We start from the raw sequence: 23,396 nt of genomic DNA, 5'->3' as shown, positions 1-23,396 counted from the left end.
AAAAATTACACTGTTACTGCTGATTTTTTTTGTTGAAGATCTGCAGCTTTACGAACTAATTCGCGCTGCTTTTCGGCATCAAAATTATTAAAGACAGCCATTTGCTGCGCGAAAGGCGGGCTTTGCGCAAACAATTCGAAGGTTGTTAAATGGCCGGCATAAGAAGAGTTTAGGAGATCTCTTGCAAAGTATAATAATTTCCCTCTCTCTTCCGGAGTCCACTGACCCACAGAATAGTACTTATCCATATATTTTTGAATTGCCGGATCGGCCATTGTATCAGAGTCAGGTGAAACTGCTAATTGTCCGCCCACCAGCTCTCTTGTTAAATGAGCCATCGCAGGGAAGTTTTCTAGGGCAAATACACGGCCGGTATAAAGAAGTGATTGATTTGGCATCATTAAGCCGCCTGCACTGACTTCAGCTTCGGCAACAGCTGCCGTTAAATGGGCATTTATCCCTTCTCTATAGTTGATTAGCTGCGAAATTTTCTCTTTTACTGCCTGAAGCTGTGTAAGACCTGTCTGCTCAACATTCAAAAGAGCTGTTCCAAGTAAATAATCCGCTCTGCGTAATAGTCTAAGCGTATAGTTGAAAGCAGAATAGCGATGCACTGTCGCGCGAATATAAGCGGCAGATTCTAAAGAGCGATGGAATAACACGTTTTCCCAAGGAATTAACACGTTGTCAAAAACAAGTAAAGTATCAATCTCTTGGAATTTTGTAGAAATTGGATAATCGGTTTTATTGTTAGTTGTTCCTAAAGAGCTGCGGCAAATGTGTTTTAATCCCGGCGCTCCCATATTTGCAATGAATCCACAGGCAAATGGAGCCATGCTGTCTGCTCCAGCAGCCCAGTCCAAAATAGTCGGTTTTACGAAGGCTTGGTTCGCGTAAGCCGCAGCTGTTTCAAATTTTGCACCTGTCACCACAATCCCTTTATCATTTTCCTCTACAACATGAAGCAATGTTCCGCCATCTTTACCGCTGAATAATTTGCTGCGGTCCCCTTTTGGATCCGTGTTCGCGGAAACGTGGAAGATGTCTTCTCTTGCAATCCGGTCGATGTGATAATTAATATTCCTTGCATAGGTAGGATCTATTTCATTTAATCGATCCTTCGCATCGTATAAAGACCACATTTCACCGATAGTTTCGTCACCAACTCGGTACACCACACCGCCAAGATCATCCAGCACTGTTTCTACGTGAGTACGGATGGCTTTCAAATCTTCTTTTGTTGTAGGCGGTTTATAAGCGCGGGAAACCACTTCGCCATCTTCTAATGTTGCGGTTAATTTATCCTTATATTGAGGTTCAAAAGCCATGTCATACATTCTGGATTTCACATCAATAATGGGTTTAAACGCGGGATGCTCCGTAATATTTGTGACTCGCTCTCCATCGATATATACTTCACGTCCGTCATTCAATGATTCACGATATTCTTTACCTGTCCTTAATGCCATAACTGTTTCCTCCTTATAAACTATTATTCTTCATTTTTTTATTAAGGGCTTACTCCAATAGTTTTCTCACTATCTGCTAGTTTGATTGAACTGGCCGAATTTCCCTCTGAAATACACTAAAGGGTCCTTTTCTGCCGCTTTAGCTGTTTGGACCTCGGCAAGGAATACAGAGTGGGTGCCGCCTATTACTTCCTCCACAACCCGGCATTCAATTTGAGCAAGAGTGTCATTTAATACTGGGTTACCAAGTTCACCGTAAGACATATTGATATCCTGAAACTTATCTGTATTAGCTCTGGCAAACTGCAATGCCAGGTCAATCTGGTTCTCGGCAAGGATATTCACAGTAAAAGAACCTGCTTTTGAAATGGCGTGACATGTTCCTGTACTTTTATTGGCACAAATGAGCAGCATTGGGGGTTCAAGAGATACTGAACTCACCGCACTAGCTGTAATCCCATAATTCACTTCACTTTCTCTTACTGTGATGATCGATACTCCGCTGGCAAAGTGGCCAATTACATTTCTAAATTCTTCGGAACTGACTAATTGATTAGGCTTATTTTCTTCAGCAGAAACGTTACTCATCTAAAAAATTCCTCCTTTTAATTAGGGAATTATTCTCTTTATATTCCTTAATTAAAACTATACAAATTCCTTTTTAAAATGTCAACAAAATTTTCTAAAAATTCATCCTTATTTGAATTAACTAAAAAGGGGGTTAATAGAGGAATCTAAGAGGTTTAAGAAATAAAAAGCGGCTATTTCATCCAGTGAATTAACTGGATTGAAATTGCCGCTTCGCAATATTGAATTACGTATGTAAAATGGATGCTCCTCAGAATCACTCTGAAGATGATTGAATACTAGCTAAAAAGTTTAAGCCCACCTGATAAATTTTTCGTGGTCTTCCTCTTGTTGTTGGGGCTTCTTCCCCTACCTCTTCAGCAATGCCGACTCTTGTTAAATCGGTTAAGATTCGCCGGGCATTTCTTTGGGTCATTTTTAGCCATTCTGAAATTTCCGAAGCCGTCACCGTGTTTTTCCCAAGATTCTTTTGGACAGCCATAATTTTATTAAACGTGGTAATTGATACCCCGCTTTCTTTCAGTTTTTCCCCCATCTCTTTATTTTCATTTCTAAATCCAAAAGAGATGCTTTCATTTTCCGTTAATGGACCTTTTACGATTCCATTATTATCTATAGAAAAGGCACAGTATGCTGCATGATTTTGTGCGTGGTGCAGTGCCAGACGAGCATTTTCCTCCGCCGCCAAAGAGGTATCCCCATATCCGATTCCGATATTGGAAGGTAAATCGGTTATAAGCGACAGTTGGTCTAAAAGACGAATACTTTTTTCTCCATCTTCCTGTAAAGAGCCTCTTGTGGAAAAAATCATATACGTACCGATCCCTAACGAAATAAATGACCCAGAGATTGTTTCACTAAAAGATAATATGGCCGATTGCAGTTCTAGATTTAAACGATGTAAGTCATACGATAAAACGTGCGGACTTTCAATGCTCTCTGTATTTTCAATTTTGATTAACATAACCGCAATTTGTGAATATTTTAAATGGGCGGTTTGCCAATATTGGAGTGCAGCATTTATCGTTAACCGAATATTCGCACGCACGGGGGTAATACGGTATACAGGCACTCCCTTAGTACGAAGCTGTTCATAAACATCGCTTAAACATGTGATGCAAACAGAGACTTTACCTTTTTGATACAGGTTTAGATGAAAATCACGTATCTCCTGTATCGGAGTGAACCCCAAATATTTATACCAATGAATGTTTTCAGAAGATATCTTTAAATCTCCATACGTCTCAAAAATGTCATGCTCTTCAAGCAGATCAATACTAACCTTATCGATATCCAGTTTATCTTGATAACTGATTTTAATTAATGCTTTCATTAAACTTGATTCATTTAGCTTAAGATAAAAGAAAGGCTGCTTTGATGTGCTTTTTTTTGCCAATGAATAAGGTGTAAGCCCCGAAAAAATCCATAGGTCAACTAATGCTTGATTTGTTTCTACAATATTTGTTGTTTCTTCTGCATGCTGATAGACAAACGGAATAAGTTCTAATTGCTCCTTATAATCTACTGCGACTTCACTCATTAACTGAACAGTATCCTTTGGCCCTACAATACCAACTCTTGTTTTCAACTACTTCCCTCCAATTTGCTAAATCCCTTATCTAAAGAAACTGCCCTTTTATCTTTGTAATACAACTTACTAGTGTTTTAATGGCAATTGGCATGACTTTTTCATCAATGTCAAACATCTCATTATGATGGCCAGCTGCAAGCGGCGTTCCAAAAACCACATAGGCAGCTTGTCCGCCTTTTTCTTGAACACGGGACATCATATAGGTTGCATCTTCGGAGCCGCCTGATTGAAAGACATCTTTAATTGTATGTATTTCCTTCACATGACGTGCTTGATCGCGGAGAAAGGCCAGCAGTTCATTGCTGGGTTTAACGGTCTTAGCCTCACCGACAATATCGATACAAGAAGTGACATCATACATATCACTTGCCGCTCGAATGATGGTAAATGCACGTCGACACATATATTCATTAATTTCAGTTGTTTCTCCGCGCGCCTCCACTTTTAAAACAGCTTTATTTGGGATAATGTTCCTAGCATTTCCAGCCTGTAACACGCCAACATTCATACGAGTGCTTCCCTTACTATGCGCGGATATGGCATGCAAATTTAACGTTGCCGTTGCAGCAGCCAGCAGAGCATTATTTCCTTGTTCAGGATTGGCACCCGCATGCGCTGCTTTCCCTGTGAATGTCACATCAAACTTTGTCGTTGCTAAAAAGCCAAGATCGCTGCAAATAAACTCACCAAGCTCAGCCCCAAGCCCAATATGCATGGCAATAAAAATATTTACATCATCCACAACCCCTGCATTAACCATCGACTTAGCTCCGCGTACCCCTTCCTCTGAAGGCTGGAAAATAAGTTTAAAACGTCCTGATAGCTGCTCTTTTATGTCAGCCAATACAGATGCAACACCTAAACCAATTGCCGTATGAGCATCATGTCCGCATGCATGCATCATATTCTTATTTATGGAGACAAATCCTTCTTTTATTGGCCGATGGTTTTGATCTGACGATTCTTGAATGTCTAGAGCATCCATGTCAAAACGCAACCCAATTGTCGGTCCCGGTCGACCGGTGTCTAGAACACCAACCACTCCTGTAAAACCACCTGCCAATTGCTCAATCCATTCAGGATGTCCGCCTTGGCTTAAGGCTCTTCTCTTTTGCTGCTCTAAGATTGCGCAATCTGGCACTCCCATCCGTGAATGTTCATCCACAACATCCCGTCCCACGCTCACATCATACCCCCAGGAGGAGAGCTTAGATGCTACGATTGAGGCAGTGCGAAATTCAACCCACCCTGACTCCGCATATGTATGAAAGTCGCGACGCCATTCAATTAACGATTGACTAATTTCTTCCGACAATTTTGATATCTGGTTTAACATTTTCATTCCCCCATGAAATCCTCCGCATTTTTTCTGAAACATAGAAGAAAAATTCTTAGGTGCATATTCCACTTAGGTGCATATTCCGAATATATTCCTTAAATTAAGGCAAAAAGAGTCAATTATCCAGCCTTTCCCTGTATTTTCATTATATCAGTCTACTGTTTTCTAAAACAAGACCGCTGATCATCACAATCTGACTATTTTCTTAAAATTCGAACAAACACGCACCTTAAAACAATCTGATAAAACCTTCAAACAAACATATGCTATACTTGAACATGGTTGTTTTTTAGAGGGGAGTTCTACTGTGGAATTACATAATACGTACGCGAATACAAAATCGACATATATCTATTTGCTTATTACGGCGATTGTCCTTACAGCGTTTAATTTACGGCCTGCGATCACTTCGCTGGGACCGTTAATTGGAATGATTCAGGAAGATGTGGGTCTGGCTCATTGGAGTGCGGGACTTTTAATGAGTTTGCCGTTAGTTGTCTTTGCCTTCATGTCACCTATTGTTCCAAAAATAGCTAATCGTATATCAAATGAGCAGACGTTATTACTGGGATTGAGCTTGCTTTTCATTGGAATCGGTATTCGGTCATTTCCGTTGACGTTTTTACTATTCATCGGAACCGTTCTTGCAGGAATGGGTATTGCCATTGGAAATGTACTTTTACCCGCGATTGTAAAGGAAAAGTTCCCCGAGAAATTCGGTCTAATGACAAGTGTTTACTCTACTTCTATGGCATTAATTGCCTCCTTAGCGTCAGGAGTCAGTGTACCTTTAGCAGTTGGTTTAGACCTTGGATGGAAGGGAGCCCAGGTGGTTTGGGCAATTCCTGCAGCAATTGCGGTCTTGGTCTGGTTCTACCTTCAAAAATTTAATCAACAGAATCACAATGAAATAAAAAAAGTTTATATTAGCGCTAAATCAATCTGGGGTTCGGTCCTTTCTTGGCAAATCGCTATATTTATGGGTTTCCAATCCTTATTATTCTACGTTACCATCTCTTGGCTGCCGGAGATCTTGCACAGCCGTGGAATGAGTATGGAGACTGCCGGCTGGATGCTTTCCTTTAGCCAATTAATGGGCTTGCCTGCCAGTTTCTTCGTCCCAGTGTGGGCTGGACGTCTTCGTTCACAAATATGGCTCGCCTTCATATTGAATTTGTCTTCCATGTTGGGTTTTGCGGGATTATTGTGGGGCTCTTCCTATCCTATTCTAATAATAAGCATCATTCTAATAGGAATTGGATTGGGCGGTACTTTTCCATTAGCACTCAGCTACATCGGATTCCGCACAAGAAATGCCAGTCAAGCAGCGGCCTTATCCGGTATGGCTCAATCAACCGGTTATATCCTCGCAGCAGTTGGCCCTCTATTTATTGGGTACTTGTTTGACCATACCCATTCATGGTCCATCCCGCTGCTCACACTCATCATGATCACCGTAATTGTGATGATATTTGGGATGTTAGCCGGCCGAAATAAGTATGTTTAATGGCTGATAAGAAGATGCCATTTTGGTAAAAACAGAGGAAGGATTTCGTTGTGATCCTTCCTCTGTTTTTTTCATGAGGACAGATAGGGGTCCCTTGTTTTTTTGCCCTCATATAACAAGTAAATAAAGCTAACATTCTGCACACCCCTTTCTAAGATCAAAACAAATAAAAGATTTTTTATCAATTAAAAAACTGCTCAAACGCGGGCAGTTTTTAAGACTTCTTATCATCAATAAAGCTTCCAAACAATCTACCAACTCCATAATAGATGGCGGTCAATACTTTTACATTCTTATATTTTTTATCGCCAACCTTATTACCCCAGGGGCTCTTCCCCAAACCGTTCCCATAATGCCGGGAACATCTCTGCCAAATCATCCTCGTCTTCCCAGTCAAATTCGATATCAGTGTTAGACTCTAATCCTTTGTCGGCCAATAAGTCTAGCATTTCATCATATAAATCTCCGTCCCATTCCTCTAAATCACCATCTCGTTTCAACGTAAAGGCATCAAAACCAATATTCAGAAAGTCTTCAAATTCAGGTACTCCCTCTTCACCCAAGTTTTCATCGGTAATATATTCGGCTAAGAATTCGGGGTTTTTTAATGTTTGTTCAAAAATTTTTCTTCCTTGTGAGATAAGCCAGCCGCGGAAGTAATCAAAAGAATCGTCCGAACAGCCGCCCATAATTACATAAGCAGCTCCCCAAAGGCGTGATTGATAGCTTTCATTCATATAACTTTGGAAGATAAACTCATAATCTATTATTTCATTCTCCTCTTTACTGCTCAGCACCTCTGTCAGCCATTCGACTCGGCTTTCCTCATGGACTTTCGACTGTTCTACCAGGCTCCAGAATTCCGTTTGATCCATTTCAATATCCCTCCCGAAAATCAATAAAATAATTTACTCTTTGCTAGTTAAATTTTACCATAACATAGACTATACTTTCGAAAAAAACTAGCATCCTATACATATTTTTGAAGGGAACGAAACATTAAGGTTGAAATGCCTTTTCATGAGGACAGATTCCTCGGGGTTTCCTCCGATTTTGTCCTCATAAGCTTTTCATGAGGACAGATTCCTCGGGGTTTCCTCCGATTTTGTCCTCATAAGCTTTTCATGAGGACAGATTCCTCGGGGTTTCCTCCGATTTTGTCCTCATGACCCTTTCATGAGGACAGATTCCTGGGGGTTTCCTCCGAACTTGTCCTCATGAGCCTTTCATGAGGACAGATTCCTGGGGTTTTCCTCCGATTTTGTCCTCATGACCCTTTCATGAGAACAGATTCCTGGGCTTTTCCCCCGAACTTGTCCTCATGACCCTTTCATGAGGACAGATTCCTGGGGGTTTCCTCCGATTTTGTCCTCATGAGCCTTTCATGAGAACAGATTCCTGGGGTTTTCCTCCGACTTTGTCCTCATAAGCTTTTCATGAGGACAGATTCCTGGGGGTTTCCTCCGATTTTGTCCTCATGAACCTTTCATGAGGACAGATTCCTGGGGGTTTCCTCCGAACTTGTCCTCATGAGCCTCTTATGAGAACAGATTCCAATCTGACTTTCACCGTTTTTGCTCTCATAACTCTAATATGAAGAAGAAAGCTGTCTCAAAAGATATTCACAAACTTTCCCGGAATTCAATCTAGCAGCCACATAAGGTGGTTGAACTCCTCTTGCCCCTTCATGCGGAAGTCCCAGCCATAAAACCTTCTCATCAATCATCGCAAAGGGAAACGGAAAACCCTCATTAGCTTCACCCGGTAAAACCGTTAATTTTACATGTGTCCCTCTAATTCTCAACTGCTCTTTCCATTCTTCAGATAAAACTAATCCCTCTGGTACAGAAATGAAAATCGAGGACTTTGCCGCACTAATATCCCGAAAAACAGCATCCAACTTCAAAGCATGCATCCATCTTAATTTTGGATGCTGATTCAAAATCCAAGATCCAATTTGTTTGGTTGTAATTCTGTGCTCTTTACGAACCTGGTAATCAACAAGCTGCCGTAGCGTTTTCCCTTGAAAAACATGCCTTTGGATAAAATTCCTGTTGCTGACGTGAAGGAATTTACCTTTGGTTCTAGTAATCGCCACATTAATCAGTCGCTCGCTGTCTTTTCCAGTTAACAACATACCAGCCCGTTCCTGGGGTTCACCATCCACCGTATCAAAAATCATCACATCCCGTTCGCTCCCTTGGAATCGGTGAACGGTGGCAGCAATGATATCTGCTTCTATTCGCTCATTCGCATAGACCTCTTCCAGCAGCATCTCCATTAATGCTGCCTGGGCCCGGTACGGTGTCACATACCCAATCGATTTTGCCCCGTCAAGATAGGCTTCGTGAATCAATTGAAACGATAACAGCAGCTGCCATAGATTGAATCTAGAATTTGTCACTTTATCACTCAAACAATGATAACCCGTGAAACTTGTATCCAAGAGCAAAGCGGCACGCCCTTTGAAAGGAGCTTGGTCGACAAGCAGGTTTCTGCTTTTATAAACACTGTCGTGATCGTCAACCAGCGAGTGATAGATATATTCATTCGTAAAGGCGGAGATATCCGGATGCATCCGCCGCTGTTCTTTTAATAGAAAAAGCTGGGGATGAAGCTTGCCCTCATTCAGCCAGTCTACTACCCCAGCCCGATGAAAAATATCTTCTTTTAGCCATTTGGCTACGAGCGGGTCCCGGCTTGATGCGATTGAGGGCAGCTGTTTGAAGTCCCCGCAAATAATCACACGTTTTCCCAATGAAGCGGCAAACGCGGCTTGTGGAACATAGGCCATGCTCGCTTCGTCTAAGATAACAACATCATATTCTCGTTCATAAATGGCGCTGTCACTGGCAGCCTTTGCAAGTGTTGTTCCGACAATCCACGCTTCTCTTACCAATTGAACTTCTTTTTTCCGAACCTTTTCCAACACTCTTGTAATTTGTGTTTCAATCTCCAGTAATTGATCAGAATCTCTTTTGCTAAAAGAACTGGCCAAATCCTGTTTTAAGTTGCGCCTTTCTACAACCAGCCTCTCTCGATCCTTTGCTAGGAGCGGATCCTGTTTCTCAATCAGCTGGCCTGTAGTAATGTCGCTATGGGCAGACAGAACATCCCCTGTGTTTCCTCCATAGCGAAGCACATCTCCTTCTCGAAAGCGATTTTTCTTTTTGATAAAATGAGTGACTTCACTCAGGGCAACATCGACCGCTTGATTACTATGCGACAAAATCAATACTTTTTTCTGCTGAAAATATTTGTTGGCAGCTGTTCTTGCCAGGGTGTAGGTTTTCCCAGTTCCAGGTGGTCCCCAAACGAACGTGACCGGATTATATTTTGACCTGAGGACCAATTCGTGGACATTGCTTTTTATTTTTTCCACAGGATGTTTCGTCTCCATGGAGGGATTCATCAATCTTTTTACCCTTGCGCGCTTTTGCTTGGTTTTTTTGATTTCATCAAGGCGCTCAATCAATTGTTCTAGCAGTTCCCACGGGTCGTGCAATAAGAATGCTTCTGGGATGAGGTCGCCAAAGCTTTGCTCTAACGACAAAATTACTCCCCGTCCTTCAGAGGAGAGCACTTTGCCGCTGGTCTTCATCGTGCCCCATTCTAGTTTAATCGCCGATCCGACCGGTATTTTTAATGGAATCGCTGTGTCAAAATAATAGCTATAAGGACCATCGTTTGATAATAATCTGCCATTTGAGACCGCATAGCGGCTGCCGCCAAACTTCTTTAAGTAATTAATTTCATTTTGAAGGGCCTGCTGCCATTCGATTATATATGTCTTAATCTTTAACATTATTTCATTCCCATTTTTAAAAATATATTTACACTTAATATTACGTGGGCTCGGAAAGCAAACGCCCTACTTCCATTGACAAAAATTCGATAAGACACCTGTTTTTGGGCAATGCACTCCGCTTCCTTTGACCAAATTCTGGTAAATCATATGAATTTGGGCAATGCAACAGGCTTCCTTTGACTAAGTTTCGATAAATCACCTGGATTCGGGCAATGAAACCAGCTCCCATTGACCTAGTTTCGATAAATCACCTGGATTCGGGCAATGAAACCAGCTCCCATTGACCTAGTTTCGATAAATCACCTGGATTCGGGCAATGAAACCAGCTCCCATTGACCTAATTTCGATATTCACTTGGATTTGGGCAAAGCATCAGCGAACAGTGACTGGCACTGTTCGCTTTTAACCTTATAACATCTGGTTACGCTTTTCAAACCTCCCATACTACGTTTTAATCTGCAATTCTACCTGGTTTTGCCCAAATGAGATGAACCATATTAAACCAATGACTTTCCGTCTTCTCAATAATAATTCCGGACTGTTGAATCATTTCCGGGATATTCCTTGTTTGGTGGCAGCCAACTATTCGATAATGAAGCGGATTAATTGCTTTTTGAATCAAGGAAATGAATGAATTTGTACTTACCCCGTGTTCCATTAGAAGGATGGTCCCATTTGGTTTGCACCATCGTTTCATATTGTCTAACACGATCAATGGCTGATCATAGCAGCAAAGAGATAAAGTAGAGATAATGGTGTCGAATGATTGATCGGAAAAATTCAAACCTTCAATATCCCCACAAATAAACTCTGCATCTACCTGATGTAAACTCGCTGCCTGCTTCGCCTTTTCCAGCATTGCTTTGCTAAAGTCTGTAGCTGTCACTTTTACATCAGAAGCATAAAACGGGAAATTGGCTCCCGCCCCTACTGCAAGTTCAAGAACCTCCCCCTTTGCTTCACCTAAAAGATTTTGTCGCCACCGTTTTTGGTTATTGTCCATTCTTCGTTTTTCATATTGGGATGCCTGTCTATCAAAAGTTCTAATTAGCCTCTCTTTTGTCAACACTCTTCCCCCTCCTGCACAAATTGGGAGTGCTTTTCTTAATAATAGCTTAGAAATCAACCTTTACGACATAGCAATTTATCTTTAGTCAAAATATAAAAAAAGGATTGAATTTTCTTTATTATGATAAAATATATACGTTAATTGAATAGGGGGAATCACTAGTGAAAAGAAATAAGTTAGTTGTTGTAGGAGTGGGACATGTTGGCTCTTATGTTCTCGCGGATGCGATGAAATTAGGTCTTTTTTCAGAAATTGCGGTCATCGATGTAGAACAGGATATTGCTTTTGGAGAAGCGCTTGACCAAGCACATGCGACCGCCCTTACCTATATGTCCAATACAGCGGTCCGTTCCGGAGATTATTCCGAGTGTACCGATGCGGACGTGATTATCTGTGCGGCTGGTCCAAGCATGCTCAAGAGCGAGGACGATGCGATGCCGGACAGAGCACAATTAGCGGCTGTCAATGCGGAGGTTATTCGCGAAGTGATGGCGGGAATTACGAAATATACGAAAGACGCCATCATTATTCTAATCACGAATCCGTTAGATTCCATGGTGTACATAGCAGAAAATGAATTTAGTTACCCAAAAGGTCGAGTGTTTGGAACCGGAACAATGCTAGATTCCGCTCGTCTTCGAAAAATAATTGCCGATAATTATGATATCGATCCAAAAAGTGTAACTGGTTATATGATGGGCGAACACGGGCATACTGCCTTTCCGGTATTAAGCCGCTTAAATGTGCAGGGATTTGGCGAAAAAGAATTAGACCAAGTATTTCAAGGGAAAGAACCATTAAGCCGCGAAGGTATTAAAAAACAAGTGGTGAAGGCTGCTTTTGATGTATTAAATGGAAAAGGCTGGACCAATGCTGGTGTTGCCCAAGCTGCTGTTACCTTGGCAAAGGCGGTAATGCTGGATGAACGCAGTGTGTATCCTGTGTGCACAACTCTCCACGGACAATATGGATATGATGGAGACGTTGCCTTAAGTATGCCATGTATCGTCGGAAAAAATGGCATTGAAAAACAATTAGAAATCGAGCTTGATCCTCAAGAACTGGAATGGCTGCATCAATCTGCGGAATATATTAAAGAAGCAATGAAAGTGGCGAAGACAGGGAAGCATTCGTAATTAGCATAGGGTGATGTTCTCACACTAGCAAACTTTTGGGGCTTTTGGACTGTTTCATATACTTGCCGCTTTGTTTTGTCCCATAGACCACTTAAGGACAATTTTATATTTTTCGCAGACAATTTTGTCCCCAAGAACCATTATGAAAGACAAAAAAGCAGCTGTTGCAAGTAATCATTTCCACTTAAAATTAGTAAAAAATGGGCTCAAATGAATTGAGCCCATTATAACTTAGCAGCATCTGCCTGTATTACCAATCATCAAAATTCCTTTACCAACTCCACCGCTTTCAAGTACGAGGTCTTCTGTATTTGGGTCAATGATTGGGTCAATTGCTACTTTAATTTCATTTAAAGTAACAATAATATCATCTTCTTCCGGCTCATCCAGAGCTAGTCCAATTCTTGGCTGTCCTCAGCCAAAGCCATCAAAAAAGATTCGAATGTTGTTAGCATTCTCTTCTTTGAACATTTTTTTTAGCTCCTCACGTGCAGCATCAGTGATTTTCATGTTCATTTCCTCCTGTTGTTTGTCATACCTTTTTTAGTTTAATCTAATTCTGCAGCAATAAAATTTTTTTGGAATCGGTGCAAGCTTTATTTTTAACTCCTGGCTTATCTTCCTACTCATTCCCCCGTGTCGGCAAAACGTTTGATTCGTTCGCTGATTTCATCACGGACACGGCTAAAGAACGCCCATTTTTCTTCTTCTGTCCCTTGGGCTTTTGCTGGGTCATCAAATCCCCAGTGCTCCCGTTTTACTTGAGGCGGTGTAACAGGACACTTATCTGCTGCATCGCCGCATAAAGTAACAACTAAATCAGCGTTATTCAGAATTTCGGGATCAATGATATCTGACGTTTGCTTCGAAATATCAATCCCTGCTTCTTTCATCGCTATGACGGCATTTGGGTTAAGTCCATGTGCTTCAATACCGGCACTTCGAACTTCCCAATCATCCCCTAAATATTTTTTCGCCCAACCTTCCGCCATTTGACTGCGGCAGGAATTGCCTGTACATAAAAAGTAGATTGTTTTTTTAGCCATTTTGCTTCGCCCCTTTAAACAAATAGTAACCGCAGGAATAATCCTAACAGAGTAATAAATAGAACCGGGATAGTAATGACGATTCCCGTTTTAAAATAGGTACCCCATGATATTTTTACACCTTTTTGCGAAAGGACATGCAGCCATAATAAGGTGGCAAGCGACCCTATTGGGGTAATCTTAGGACCTAAATCGGAGCCAATAACATTGGCGTAGATAAGAGCTTCTTTCATTACTCCTGTTGCAGATGTATCGGAAATAGCCAAAGCATCGATCATCACTGTAGGCATGTTATTCATAATGGAAGATAGAATGGCGGCAAGGAAACCCATGATCATGGTTCCAGCAAACAATCCTTGATCGACACCAAATTGGATAACATCAGCAAGCAGTGTGGTAATCCCTGCATTACGAAGTCCATAGACCACCACATACATACCGATTGAGAAGAACACAATCGCCCAAGGAGCCCCTTTCAAAACTTGCTTCGTATTTACCGCCGGGCTTTTTCTTGCCATTAGTATGAAGAATATCGCAATGATTCCAGCGATGACCGAAACCGGTACATTTAACAGCTTGCTGGCGAAATACCCTATTAATAAGACGGCAAGCACCAGCCAGGACAATCGAAACATTTTCCCATCTCGAATGGCTTCAACTGGTGATTTTAAATGGTTTAGATCATATTGTTTTGGAATTCTTTTTCTGAAATACAGATAGAGTACTAAAATGCTGGCTGCTAAAGAGAATAGGTTAGGAATTATCATTCTCGAAGCATATTCACTAAAGCCAATCTTGAAAAAATCTGCAGAGACAATATTAACAAGGTTACTCACTACTAAGGGCAAGGATGTGGTATCAGCAATGAAACCACTTGCGATAATAAACGGAAAAACCATTTTTTCATCAAATTTCAATGCTCGTACCATTGCCAGAACGATAGGAGTCAAAATAAGCGCTGCCCCGTCATTGGCAAAAAATGCCGCCACAATCGCTCCTAAAATAGAGACATAGACAAACATTTTCACTCCGTTCCCCTTGGCTGCCCTGGCCATATGTAAGGCTGCCCATTCGAAGAAACCAATTTCATCAAGAATTAAAGAAATAATAATAATAGCAATAAACACAAAAGTGGCGTTCCACACAATCCCGGTTACTGTCCATACGTCATGCAGATTCACAACCCCAGCTAAAAGCGCTACGATTGCCCCGCCGCATGCCGACCAGCCAATTGATAAATTTCTAGGCTGCCAAATGACAAGAATAAGTGTCACCACAAAGATGACAACCGCTAAAACAGTTTGTAACAAAGAACTCAACTCCCCAATTAATTACACGTTATTCTCAGTCCTTTTTGCGCTAACAAGTTAATTTTCTCTTCCTGGTCTGGAACATGCTTTAAAACGTCATCAACCAAAGGGAAAAAGGTATTTTGACGGTTTAAAGAATAAAAAACCCATTGTCCCCTTTTCTGCTCATTCACTAGTCCAGCATCTTTTAGCTTCCGTAAATGCTGACTGATGGCCGGCTGAGACATCTTAAAGAGCTCAACAAATTCGCAAACACAACAGTCATGATTCATGAGCAACCCCATCATGGAAAGTCTTGTTTTATCACCTAAAAGCTTGAGTATTTTTGCTGTTTCCTCATTAGATCTCTTCTTCATTACGACACCTCCCATAAATAAGCATATAAGAAACCTCTTATATAATAAAACACTTATATAAAAGGAGCAACTGTGGCATGCTAACCTTCGAAAAGTTACCTTCAATCAGCGGGTAATTTAAAATCAGTATTGATAATGTCATAATTTCTCCCCACCTATTCCCATACATAAGAAAAATCATCAAGCGCAAACTTTCAATGTAAGAAGGAGGGATATTTTTTTGAGTATTTCTGAAAAGCAGATATCCGAGAAGGAGTCTTGGAAAGAGGCCGTTAAAATTGTAAAGCAGTTAGACCCAAAGAAATTGGAAATTGTTAAGGCCACATTGCCGGTGGTCAAGGAGCACGGTGAGGCCATTACCAAGCGTTTTTATAAACGAATGTTCGCCAACCATCCCGAATTAAAAAATATTTTTAACATGACGCATCAAATAACGGGTCATCAGCCAAAGGCCCTGGCGGACGCTGTTTACGGCGCTGCCGCTAATATAGAGGATATGACCCAAATCATGCCCGTTTTAGAGCGGATTGGTGAAAAGCATCGAAGCTTACAGATCAAGCCGGAACATTATCCGATTGTCGGTGAAAATTTATTAGGGGCTATTAAGGAAGTATTAGGTGATGCTGCCACGGATGAAATTATGGATGCATGGGCCGATGCCTATGAAGTGATTTCCGATGTTTTCATCCGAATGGAAAATGAGCTGTACAAGACAACGGAGGCGCAGCCTGGCGGATGGGCTGGGTTTAAGGATTTTGTTGTCGACCGTAAAGTGCAGGAGAGCGACGTGATTACATCGTTTTATTTGAAACCAAAAGATGGAGCAAAACTGGCTGTATTTACACCAGGACAATATATTACGGTCAAAATTGAAATCCCAGACCATGAATACACAGCTCTTCGGCAATACAGCTTATCCGACCGTCCAGATCTGGATTATTACCGCATCAGTGTTCGACGTGAAGATCCCAGGGAGGAAGGTCTGCCTCCAGGGGTTGTTTCTAACTATTTGCATAACCACATTAACGAAGGTGATATCATCCCAGTTTCCGCTCCGGCAGGCGACTTTTATTTAGACCGGGAGAGTAAACTTCCTCTGGTGCTTATTAGCGGAGGCGTCGGCTTAACACCGTTAATGAGCATGTTAAATACGGTAAGCGAAGAAGAACCGCAAAAGGAAATCTACTGGATTCATGCAGCGGTCAACAGCAATTATCATGCCTTTAAAAAACATGTCGATGACCTAGCCGCCAGTCATAAAAACCTGAAGCCATTTATCATTTATGAAAAACCAATAGAAGCAGACAAAGAATCAAAGTTATATGATAAGGAAGGGTACATTACGCTAGATTTCCTCAAGGGAATACTCCCTTCTAAAGACAATGATTTTTACTTCTGCGGTCCAACACCATTTATGAAAGCCGTAAATCAAGCTCTAAACCAATGGGAAATCCCAAAAGAACGGATCCACTACGAATTTTTCGGCTCCTTTGGCGATTTGGACGAATAAGAAAATTAAGTGCCTGTCACAGCCTAGAAATACTGAACCATCACTATTATAAGTTAACTAAAACACGCATGGATATAAACATAATCCATGCGTGTTTTTTGGTTTATTTCCCAATAAACTCCTGTGTCCAGTAGTTTCCTTGTGAAACGTAACCAACACCAATATGCGTGAAATTAGGGCTTAAAATGTTCTTGCGGTGCCCTTCGCTATTCATCCAAGCCTTGACCACTTCCTCTGGAGTTTTTTGGCCCATCGCGATATTTTCACCCGCATAACGATAACTGATTCCATATTGCTTCATCATATCGAAAGGAGACCCATAAGTCGGGCTGGTATGGTCGAAGTAGCTATTAGTAGACATATCACGAGATTTCTCATGCGCCATCTTACTTAACTCCACATCTACCTTAAGGCCAGGCAGCCCATTTTTCGCACGCTCTTGATTTGTAAGATCAACTACCTTTTGCTCATAAGCGCTTAAGCTGTTAGTTGTTTGTGTTGGTGCAGGCTTTTGGGGTGATGGTGCAGGCTCTTGTTTAGCAGTAGGCTGCTGTGATGGCTGTACCGTTTCCTTCTGAACAGGCTGATGCGTTTGCGATGCTCCCTGCTCAGCACCAGTCATCTTCGGTACCGCCAGACCATAGCGTGCATATATTTGTTCTAGAAATCTATTAAACTCATCCATATTCGAATATTGATAGACATAAACTTTACTAGTTGTTGTGGTTGCTGCTTCTGCTTTGTTAATAGCAGGGCTTCCCATCATTAATGCGGCTGCCGCTGCCACAGTTAACATTACTTTCTTTTTTGCCATTTTTAACATCCTCCCTATAAAAGCAAGTTATTGCAAATGCAGTTTCATCTTAACACAGGTTTTTTGTCATATTTCAGGAAGGATTTGTAAGGCTTGACTCTTTCTATTTTCTAATACTCATAAAACTCTACTTAAATCGGGAAATTCCCATTAATTTTAATACCCTCTCAAACTCCAACATTCTACCAATTTACCAAAATTTTATATAAATCTAGGGGTTGACAGCCTTTTAAAAGGCCGATATTTTTAACAAATATTTCTGAAAGATATCAAAGCTTTCACATATTTTAAAAAGAAGGCCCCCTTGTTAAGCATATTAAATACATTCTGTATGATAAAACACTGGGTAAAGGAAGGGCCCATTTGACTCCTCCCTTACCCATTATTCTTTAATCCCAACTACACGAATTCTTTTATAATCCGCAATCCAATTACCATCCTTATATAATCGTTCTTTTAGATTTTTTTCCACCTTCGTTATGATTTCGTTTTTTGTATCTTCGGGAATCCCTTTAAATAAATGATTAGCAAACATATGAATCCAGTTTTTTAATCCATTCTCTCCATCCAATTGAGTTGGTATATCAAAATGATAAGCAAAAGTCACTTTAAATCCTGCCTCTTCCATTAAAGTCGAATACTCGGCAATACTTGGGAAAAACCAAAGGAAATTTTCCTTTGAAAATTCTAACCCTGTTTCTTTGATTTGCTGAATGATTTCGCTTATGAACATTTGAACATTACCTTTCCCTCCAAATTCTGCCACAAACCTCCCACCTTGTTTTAAACTTTGATTAATACCATATAACGCTTTGTCAGCTGGCTTGTACCCAGTGAAGTGCTGCATTTGAGAATACGGCATCAAATTGGCTGTGAAAGTCTAAGTCTGTGGCATCCTGCACCATAAACTGTATATGCGGGTATTTACGAATTGCTTGTTCCACCATCGTTTCAGATTTGTCTACTCCAACAATATCCCCGCCAACCTCATATATGGTATTAGCTAAATCTCCAGTTCCGCAGCCAAGATCAAGAATTTTCTCCCCTTGTTTTGGAGCCAATAATTCAACTAAACTATTTCCGTATTTCGAAACAAAAGAATAGTTCGTATCGTATAAATTCGCATCCCAGATATTCTTCTTAATATGAATGGATTCCATATTTTTTCCCTCCCCTTTTTAGCTTAAAAATGATGTACTATTCTGTTAATTGAATTATAATGGAAAGGCGAAATAATAGATATTAACAAAAAAATTGATTTTTAATAACCAAGTGTTATTACGAAGGTGATACTTTATGGATATTAAATGGATTAAAACATTTATTGTTGCCGCCAAATATGAAAATTTCCGCAAAACATCAGAAGAACTTTTTCTAACTCAGCCGGCAATTACAAAACATATTAAACGACTTGAAGAAAGCCTTAATATTCAATTGTTTGAGAGGGATGGTAAAAAAATTGCTCTTACACCAGCTGGCCATCATTTTCTTCCATTTGCAAGGGAGATGATAGCAAAATATGACCAGGGGTTAAATGACTTTGAATCATGGAAACAAGGATATAAACGCAAATTAATTATTGCAGCTGCTCCACAAATTGCCTCTTCATTTCTACCTTCAATCCTTCGAAAATTTATGGATAATAATCCTGATATAGAAGTCATCATTAACGTTTTGAAATCTTTCGATATAGGCGAGGAAATGAGTGCAGGCAGGGCTGATTTAGGACTGACAAGAATTGTTCCTATTCAAACCAATATTAAGTGCGATGTTGTACATGAGGAGTTAGTCAAATTAGTCGGACCAACCGAGGCTTGTACGTTTGATGAACAAATGGTATTACAAAATTATCGGCTTATCACTCATAACCACCCTGTTTATTGGGATCAGCTTTTGAAAAATGTGAAAACACATTATCCCACTGTCCGTACCATGAAGGTGAATCAAGTAGAAGTAACAAAGCGTTTCATCGAGGAAGGACTTGGCGTTTCCTATTTGCCTTTTACTGTGATTAAAGATGAACTAGCTATGAATAAGCTGGTAGAGATTAAATCAGACAAAATCTCCCCTTCTGCCTCCTGTACCTATGTTTTAACAAAAGTAGAAACGGATGAAGTATCCATTTTTATTAACTTTTTAAAGGATACAATGATGGCACGGTGAAAATTGGGGTGATTTTAACATAATTATAAAATCTTTTTAACTCCAATACGCTCTATGGAATCTTCATAGTGCGCGGGGGCTCTGTTTTTTTAACTCCTACGCGCTCTATGAAAGGTTCATAGTACGCGGGAGCTCGATTTTTTTACTCCTACGCGCTCTATGAAAGGTTCATAGTACGCGGGAGCTCGATTTTTTTACTCCGACGCGCTCTATGAAAGGTTCATAGTACGCGGGAGCTCGATTTTTTTACTCCGACGCGCTCTATGAAAGGTTCATAGTACGCGGGAGCTCGATTTTTTTACTCCGATACGCTCTATGAAAGGTTCATAGTACGCGGGAGCTCGATTTTTTTACTCCGACGCGCTCTATGAAAGGTTCATGGTACGCGGGAGCTCGATTTTTTTACTCCGACGCGCTCTATGAAAGGTTCATAGTACGTGGGGGCTCGATTTTTTTACTCCGACGCGCCCTATGAAAGGTTCATAGTACGCGGGAGCTCGATTTTTTTACTCCGACGCGCTCTATGAAAGGTTCATAGTACGTGGGGGCTCGATTTTTTTACTCCGATGCGCTCTATGAAAGGTTCATGGTACGCGAATCCCCGACTTTTCAACTCTTATGCGCTTTATGAAAGTCTCATAGTGAGCGATTTCTCGCTATTTTTTCTTTAATGCGCTCTAAAAAAAATTCACAGATAAGACGGCATCCCATTAATCTTCGTAATCAGTAGAAATTTCTACACAACAAAAAAATGAGTGTCAAATTAATATACAATTTAACACTCATTTCAACGTTTATAATAGGCTCGGAGCCCGTTTACAGCCCGCCATTAAATAGAGATCGATACATATTTTACTTCTAGATATTCGTCTATACCATAATGTCCGCCTTCTCTTCCTAAACCACTTTCCTTCATCCCGCCAAATGGTGCTTGGGCAACGGTAGGGAGTCCATCATTTAGCCCGACAATACCATATTCAAGTTTTTCACTGATCCGAATGGCTCGGCTTAAGTTTTGAGTATAGACATAGGCAGCTAACCCGTATTTTGAATTGTTTGCCCGTTCAATCACTTCTTCTTCCGTTTTAAACGTTGCCACTGGTGCAAGAGGGCCAAATGTCTCCTCTGTCATACAGAGCATATCATCTCCAGCATTTGAAATAATGGTCGGTTCAAAATAATACCCATCTGCAAGATTGACTCTGCTGCCTCCCTGAAGGACTTCACCGCCCTTGCTGATGGCATCATCAATATGTTCTTTTACCTTTTCAATCGCATGTAAGTCAATCATCGGCCCGACGTCTGTTCCTTGATCCAATCCATTCCCTATTCTTAATTGTTTAGCAGCTTGGCTGAACTTTTCATTAAACACAGCCTCAATCGACTCATGTACATAAATACGATTTGTACAAATGCACGTCTGGCCTGCATTTCGGAACTTCGAACCAATGACTCCCTCTACCGCCTTATCAATATCAGCATCATCCATGACAATAAACGGAGCATGGCCGCCCAATTCTAAAGAAATTTTCTTGACCGTTTCTGCCGCCCCTTTCATCAGCTGCTTGCCAATCTCAGTTGAACCAGTAAACGTGAGTTTCCGTACTCGGTCATCCTGGAGCCATGTATCACCGATCGCCCTTGCATCCCCCGTGACGACATTTAATACGCCTTTCGGAATACCTGCCAAATGGGCAAGCTCCACAAGCTTAATCGCTGTCAGCGGTGTTTGCGAAGCTGGTTTGATGACCGCAGTACAGCCGGCTGCAAGTGCCGGAGCCACTTTCCGGGTAATCATCGCGGCAGGAAAATTCCACGGTGTAATTGCTGCAACAACGCCTACTGGCTGCTTTAGGACAAGAATTCTTTTATTCGGATGAGAGGAAGGAATGGTCTCGCCATAAATCCTTTTCCCTTCTTCCGCATACCAAGAAATATAACTGTTTGCATTATTGAGTTCACCAATTGCTTCCTTTAATGGCTTTCCTTGCTCCTGCGTCATAATGCGGGCTATTTCTTCTATATTTTCTTCAATTAAATAGAACCATTTCATCAATAATTTGGCGCGCTCTTCTGCCGTTTTCACTGACCATTCCTTAAAAGCTGTATAAGCGGCATCGACAGCTTTTTCCGCTTCTGCTTTTCCACCTTTCGGAACAGCTGCCATCACCTGATTCGTTGCAGGGTTGATTACCTTAATTAGTTCCTTGCTTTCACAGTCCACACTTTCCCCATTGATGTGCATCAATTGTGTACTCATTCCATTTCCCCTCTTCAAATATTATTTCGAAACGATATTTGACCGCTTATGCGTTTACTAAACAATCCTTTTTAAAAGAAACTACGGCTGCTTCAATTGCTTTTTCTAAAATGGTTAACCCTTCCTGTAATTGCTCATCGGTAATCACTAACGGCATAAGAAGCCGAATAACATTTCCATAAACACCAGCACTAAAGATCAACAGTCCTCTTTTGTTTGCTTCCTTGATAATCAGATTGGTCAATTCCTTGGACGGTTCCTTTGTTCCCCTGTCCTTTACAATTTCCATGGCACACATCGCACCAAGGCCTCTTATGTCGCCAATGCAATCAAACTTCTGATAAAACTCTTGAAATTTATTCATAACGATAGTGCCAATCTCTTCTCCACGCGCATTTAATCCTTCTTCTTCAATGACATCCAATACTGCCAAAGCCGCTCTGCATCCTAATGGACTTCCGCTATAGGTTCCGCCAAGTTCGCCCGGTTCTGCTGCGTCCATGATCTCTTTTCGCCCAATCACACCGCTGATTGGCACTCCAGCTCCCATTGATTTGGATATCGTCATCAAATCAGGAACAACGTCAAAGTGCTCAATCGCAAAATAACGGCCGGTTCTTGCAAATCCTGTTTGAATTTCATCAGCGATAAATAAGATGCCGTGCTCCTTACACAATTGATAGACGCCTTGGACAAAACGTTTGCCTGGGACAATAAATCCTCCTTCACCCTGAACCGGTTCCATGACAACAGCGGCGATCGTTTCCGGAGCCACTTCACTGATAAAGAAATTGCGAAATTCCTGAAGCACGAAATCCTCATACTGCTCTTCCGTTAACCCCTCCGGACGGCGGTACATATATGGGAACGGCGCTCTGTAAACCTCAGGAGCAAACGGGCCAAATTCAAATTTATAAGGCTTCACTTTGCTTGTCATAGTCATCGTCATTAATGTCCGCCCATGATACCCTCTGGAAAATGAAATGATCCCTTGCCTTTTTGTATACTTTCTCGCAATTTTCACGGCGTTTTCTACTGCTTCCGCGCCGCTGTTTTGCAGCAGAACCTTCTTATCATGCTCTCCTGGAGCAAGACGTGCCAGCCTTTCTGCCAGTTCAATATAGGATTCATACATCATCACGTTAAATCCGGTATGGATAAACTGATCCACTTGCTGATGCAGGGCTTGTTTTACTTTTGGGTGGCCATGCCCGACGTTCATTACGCCAATCGCTCCAACAAAATCAATAAACGTATTGCCGTCAACATCCTTGATCAGCGCTCCCTCGGCAGTCTCGGCAAAAGCAGGAACACCGTAGCTGACTCCTTTTGGGACAATATTCTCTCTTCTTTCTACTAGTCTCTCAGACTTTTTTCCAGGTAAGCTTGTTACAATATTTGCGTAATTCATGATAAATCTCCCTTTCATT

The 23,396-nt window shown here is 41.2% G+C and carries 17 protein-coding genes and 1 pseudogene; 4 read left to right on the top strand and 14 right to left on the bottom strand.

Annotated elements, in window-relative coordinates; all coding sequences use genetic code 11:
- Positions 1-5: 5 nt before the first annotated feature.
- The 4 genes from A6749_RS17025 to A6749_RS17010 form a co-directional block, all read right to left on the bottom strand.
- On the bottom strand, positions 6-1,469 hold the full coding sequence (locus tag A6749_RS17025) for a 4-hydroxyphenylacetate 3-hydroxylase family protein (protein ID WP_066392564.1): 1,464 nt from the start codon (positions 1,467-1,469) through the stop codon (positions 6-8).
- Positions 1,470-1,538: 69 nt separating this feature from the next.
- Complete coding sequence (locus A6749_RS17020) at positions 1,539-2,057, bottom strand: flavin reductase family protein (protein ID WP_066392562.1); 519 nt, start codon at positions 2,055-2,057, stop codon at positions 1,539-1,541.
- Positions 2,058-2,313: 256 nt separating this feature from the next.
- Positions 2,314-3,645 carry a helix-turn-helix domain-containing protein gene (locus A6749_RS17015; RefSeq protein ID WP_084797879.1) on the bottom strand — a complete coding sequence of 444 codons (1,332 nt, stop codon included), beginning with the start codon at positions 3,643-3,645 and terminating at the stop codon, positions 2,314-2,316.
- A 31-nt stretch (positions 3,646-3,676) separates the two neighbouring features.
- Entirely contained in the window at positions 3,677-4,984 is a 1,308-nt protein-coding gene (locus A6749_RS17010; RefSeq protein ID WP_066392560.1) for an amidohydrolase, read from the bottom strand.
- Positions 4,985-5,294: 310 nt separating this feature from the next.
- Here A6749_RS17010 and A6749_RS17005 point away from each other — a divergent pair, with 310 nt between their 5' ends.
- Positions 5,295-6,494 carry a CynX/NimT family MFS transporter gene (locus tag A6749_RS17005; protein ID WP_066392552.1) on the top strand — a complete coding sequence of 400 codons (1,200 nt, stop codon included), beginning with the start codon at positions 5,295-5,297 and terminating at the stop codon, positions 6,492-6,494.
- Between the two features lie 317 nt (positions 6,495-6,811).
- Here the strand turns inward: A6749_RS17005 and A6749_RS17000 are convergent, their stop codons facing one another.
- The 3 genes from A6749_RS17000 to A6749_RS16990 all read right to left on the bottom strand — a co-directional run bounded on the left by A6749_RS17000 (position 6,812) and on the right by A6749_RS16990 (position 11,371).
- On the bottom strand, positions 6,812-7,369 hold the full coding sequence (locus A6749_RS17000; RefSeq protein WP_066392550.1) for a DUF4240 domain-containing protein: 558 nt from the start codon (positions 7,367-7,369) through the stop codon (positions 6,812-6,814).
- 713 nt (positions 7,370-8,082) lie between these two features.
- Positions 8,083-10,299 (bottom strand): DEAD/DEAH box helicase, encoded by a 2,217-nt coding sequence (locus tag A6749_RS16995; RefSeq protein ID WP_066392547.1) that lies wholly within the window; start codon positions 10,297-10,299, stop codon positions 8,083-8,085.
- Positions 10,300-10,753: 454 nt separating this feature from the next.
- On the bottom strand, positions 10,754-11,371 hold the full coding sequence (locus A6749_RS16990; RefSeq protein ID WP_236719690.1) for a class I SAM-dependent methyltransferase: 618 nt from the start codon (positions 11,369-11,371) through the stop codon (positions 10,754-10,756).
- Between the two features lie 161 nt (positions 11,372-11,532).
- Here A6749_RS16990 and A6749_RS16985 point away from each other — a divergent pair, with 161 nt between their 5' ends.
- Complete coding sequence (locus tag A6749_RS16985; protein WP_066392543.1) at positions 11,533-12,507, top strand: L-lactate dehydrogenase; 975 nt, start codon at positions 11,533-11,535, stop codon at positions 12,505-12,507.
- A gap of 626 nt (positions 12,508-13,133) precedes the next feature.
- On the opposite strand, the gene arsC is transcribed toward A6749_RS16985, so the two are convergent.
- From arsC to A6749_RS16970, 3 genes are read right to left on the bottom strand one after another with little or no spacing between them, the layout of a single operon-like run.
- Positions 13,134-13,553 (bottom strand): arsenate reductase (thioredoxin), encoded by a 420-nt coding sequence (arsC, locus tag A6749_RS16980; protein WP_066392537.1) that lies wholly within the window; start codon positions 13,551-13,553, stop codon positions 13,134-13,136.
- 14 nt (positions 13,554-13,567) lie between these two features.
- Positions 13,568-14,863: an arsenic transporter gene (locus A6749_RS16975; RefSeq protein WP_066392534.1), complete on the bottom strand. Its 1,296-nt coding sequence runs from the start codon at positions 14,861-14,863 to the stop codon at positions 13,568-13,570.
- 17 nt (positions 14,864-14,880) lie between these two features.
- Positions 14,881-15,219, bottom strand: a complete 339-nt coding sequence (locus A6749_RS16970; RefSeq protein ID WP_066392531.1) for an ArsR/SmtB family transcription factor — start codon at positions 15,217-15,219, stop codon at positions 14,881-14,883.
- Between the two features lie 220 nt (positions 15,220-15,439).
- Here A6749_RS16970 and hmpA point away from each other — a divergent pair, with 220 nt between their 5' ends.
- Positions 15,440-16,729, top strand: a complete 1,290-nt coding sequence (gene hmpA, locus A6749_RS16965; protein WP_330220447.1) for an NO-inducible flavohemoprotein — start codon at positions 15,440-15,442, stop codon at positions 16,727-16,729.
- A gap of 103 nt (positions 16,730-16,832) precedes the next feature.
- On the opposite strand, the gene A6749_RS16960 is transcribed toward hmpA, so the two are convergent.
- Complete coding sequence (locus A6749_RS16960) at positions 16,833-17,543, bottom strand: CAP domain-containing protein (RefSeq protein WP_066392528.1); 711 nt, start codon at positions 17,541-17,543, stop codon at positions 16,833-16,835.
- A gap of 382 nt (positions 17,544-17,925) precedes the next feature.
- Positions 17,926-18,703, bottom strand: a pseudogene (locus A6749_RS29420) (class I SAM-dependent methyltransferase).
- A gap of 136 nt (positions 18,704-18,839) precedes the next feature.
- Between A6749_RS29420 and A6749_RS16950 the strand changes: the two are divergent.
- On the top strand, positions 18,840-19,706 hold the full coding sequence (locus A6749_RS16950; protein ID WP_066392525.1) for a LysR family transcriptional regulator: 867 nt from the start codon (positions 18,840-18,842) through the stop codon (positions 19,704-19,706).
- A gap of 829 nt (positions 19,707-20,535) precedes the next feature.
- Here A6749_RS16950 and A6749_RS16945 read toward each other — a convergent pair.
- Positions 20,536-21,951: an NAD-dependent succinate-semialdehyde dehydrogenase gene (locus tag A6749_RS16945; RefSeq protein ID WP_084798087.1), complete on the bottom strand. Its 1,416-nt coding sequence runs from the start codon at positions 21,949-21,951 to the stop codon at positions 20,536-20,538.
- 61 nt (positions 21,952-22,012) lie between these two features.
- Positions 22,013-23,377, bottom strand: coding sequence for a 4-aminobutyrate--2-oxoglutarate transaminase (gene gabT / locus A6749_RS16940; RefSeq protein WP_066392519.1), 1,365 nt, complete (start codon positions 23,375-23,377; stop codon positions 22,013-22,015).
- Positions 23,378-23,396 lie beyond the last annotated feature (19 nt).

Source organism: Neobacillus mesonae, from assembly GCF_001636315.1.
Taxonomy (GTDB): domain Bacteria; phylum Bacillota; class Bacilli; order Bacillales; family Cytobacillaceae; genus Neobacillus; species Neobacillus mesonae.
Note: the sequence above shows the minus strand (reverse complement) of the source record. Positions and strands in the feature narration are given on the sequence as shown.

Excerpts from the sequence above, each read along its gene's own strand:
- A6749_RS16995 (WP_066392547.1), bottom strand. The coding sequence starts at position 10,299 with ATGTTAAAGATTAAGACATATATAATCGAATGGCAGCAGGCCCTTCAA.
- A6749_RS16960 (WP_066392528.1), bottom strand. The coding sequence starts at position 17,543 with ATGGCAAAAAAGAAAGTAATGTTAACTGTGGCAGCGGCAGCCGCATTA.
- A6749_RS17000 (WP_066392550.1), bottom strand. The coding sequence starts at position 7,369 with ATGGATCAAACGGAATTCTGGAGCCTGGTAGAACAGTCGAAAGTCCAT.
- gabT (WP_066392519.1), bottom strand. The coding sequence starts at position 23,377 with ATGAATTACGCAAATATTGTAACAAGCTTACCTGGAAAAAAGTCTGAG.
- A6749_RS17025 (WP_066392564.1), bottom strand. The coding sequence starts at position 1,469 with ATGGCATTAAGGACAGGTAAAGAATATCGTGAATCATTGAATGACGGA.
- A6749_RS16945 (WP_084798087.1), bottom strand. The coding sequence starts at position 21,951 with ATGCACATCAATGGGGAAAGTGTGGACTGTGAAAGCAAGGAACTAATT.
- A6749_RS16970 (WP_066392531.1), bottom strand. The coding sequence starts at position 15,219 with ATGAAGAAGAGATCTAATGAGGAAACAGCAAAAATACTCAAGCTTTTA.
- A6749_RS16950 (WP_066392525.1), top strand. The coding sequence starts at position 18,840 with ATGGATATTAAATGGATTAAAACATTTATTGTTGCCGCCAAATATGAA.
- A6749_RS17010 (WP_066392560.1), bottom strand. The coding sequence starts at position 4,984 with ATGTTAAACCAGATATCAAAATTGTCGGAAGAAATTAGTCAATCGTTA.
- arsC (WP_066392537.1), bottom strand. The coding sequence starts at position 13,553 with ATGGCTAAAAAAACAATCTACTTTTTATGTACAGGCAATTCCTGCCGC.
- A6749_RS17020 (WP_066392562.1), bottom strand. The coding sequence starts at position 2,057 with ATGAGTAACGTTTCTGCTGAAGAAAATAAGCCTAATCAATTAGTCAGT.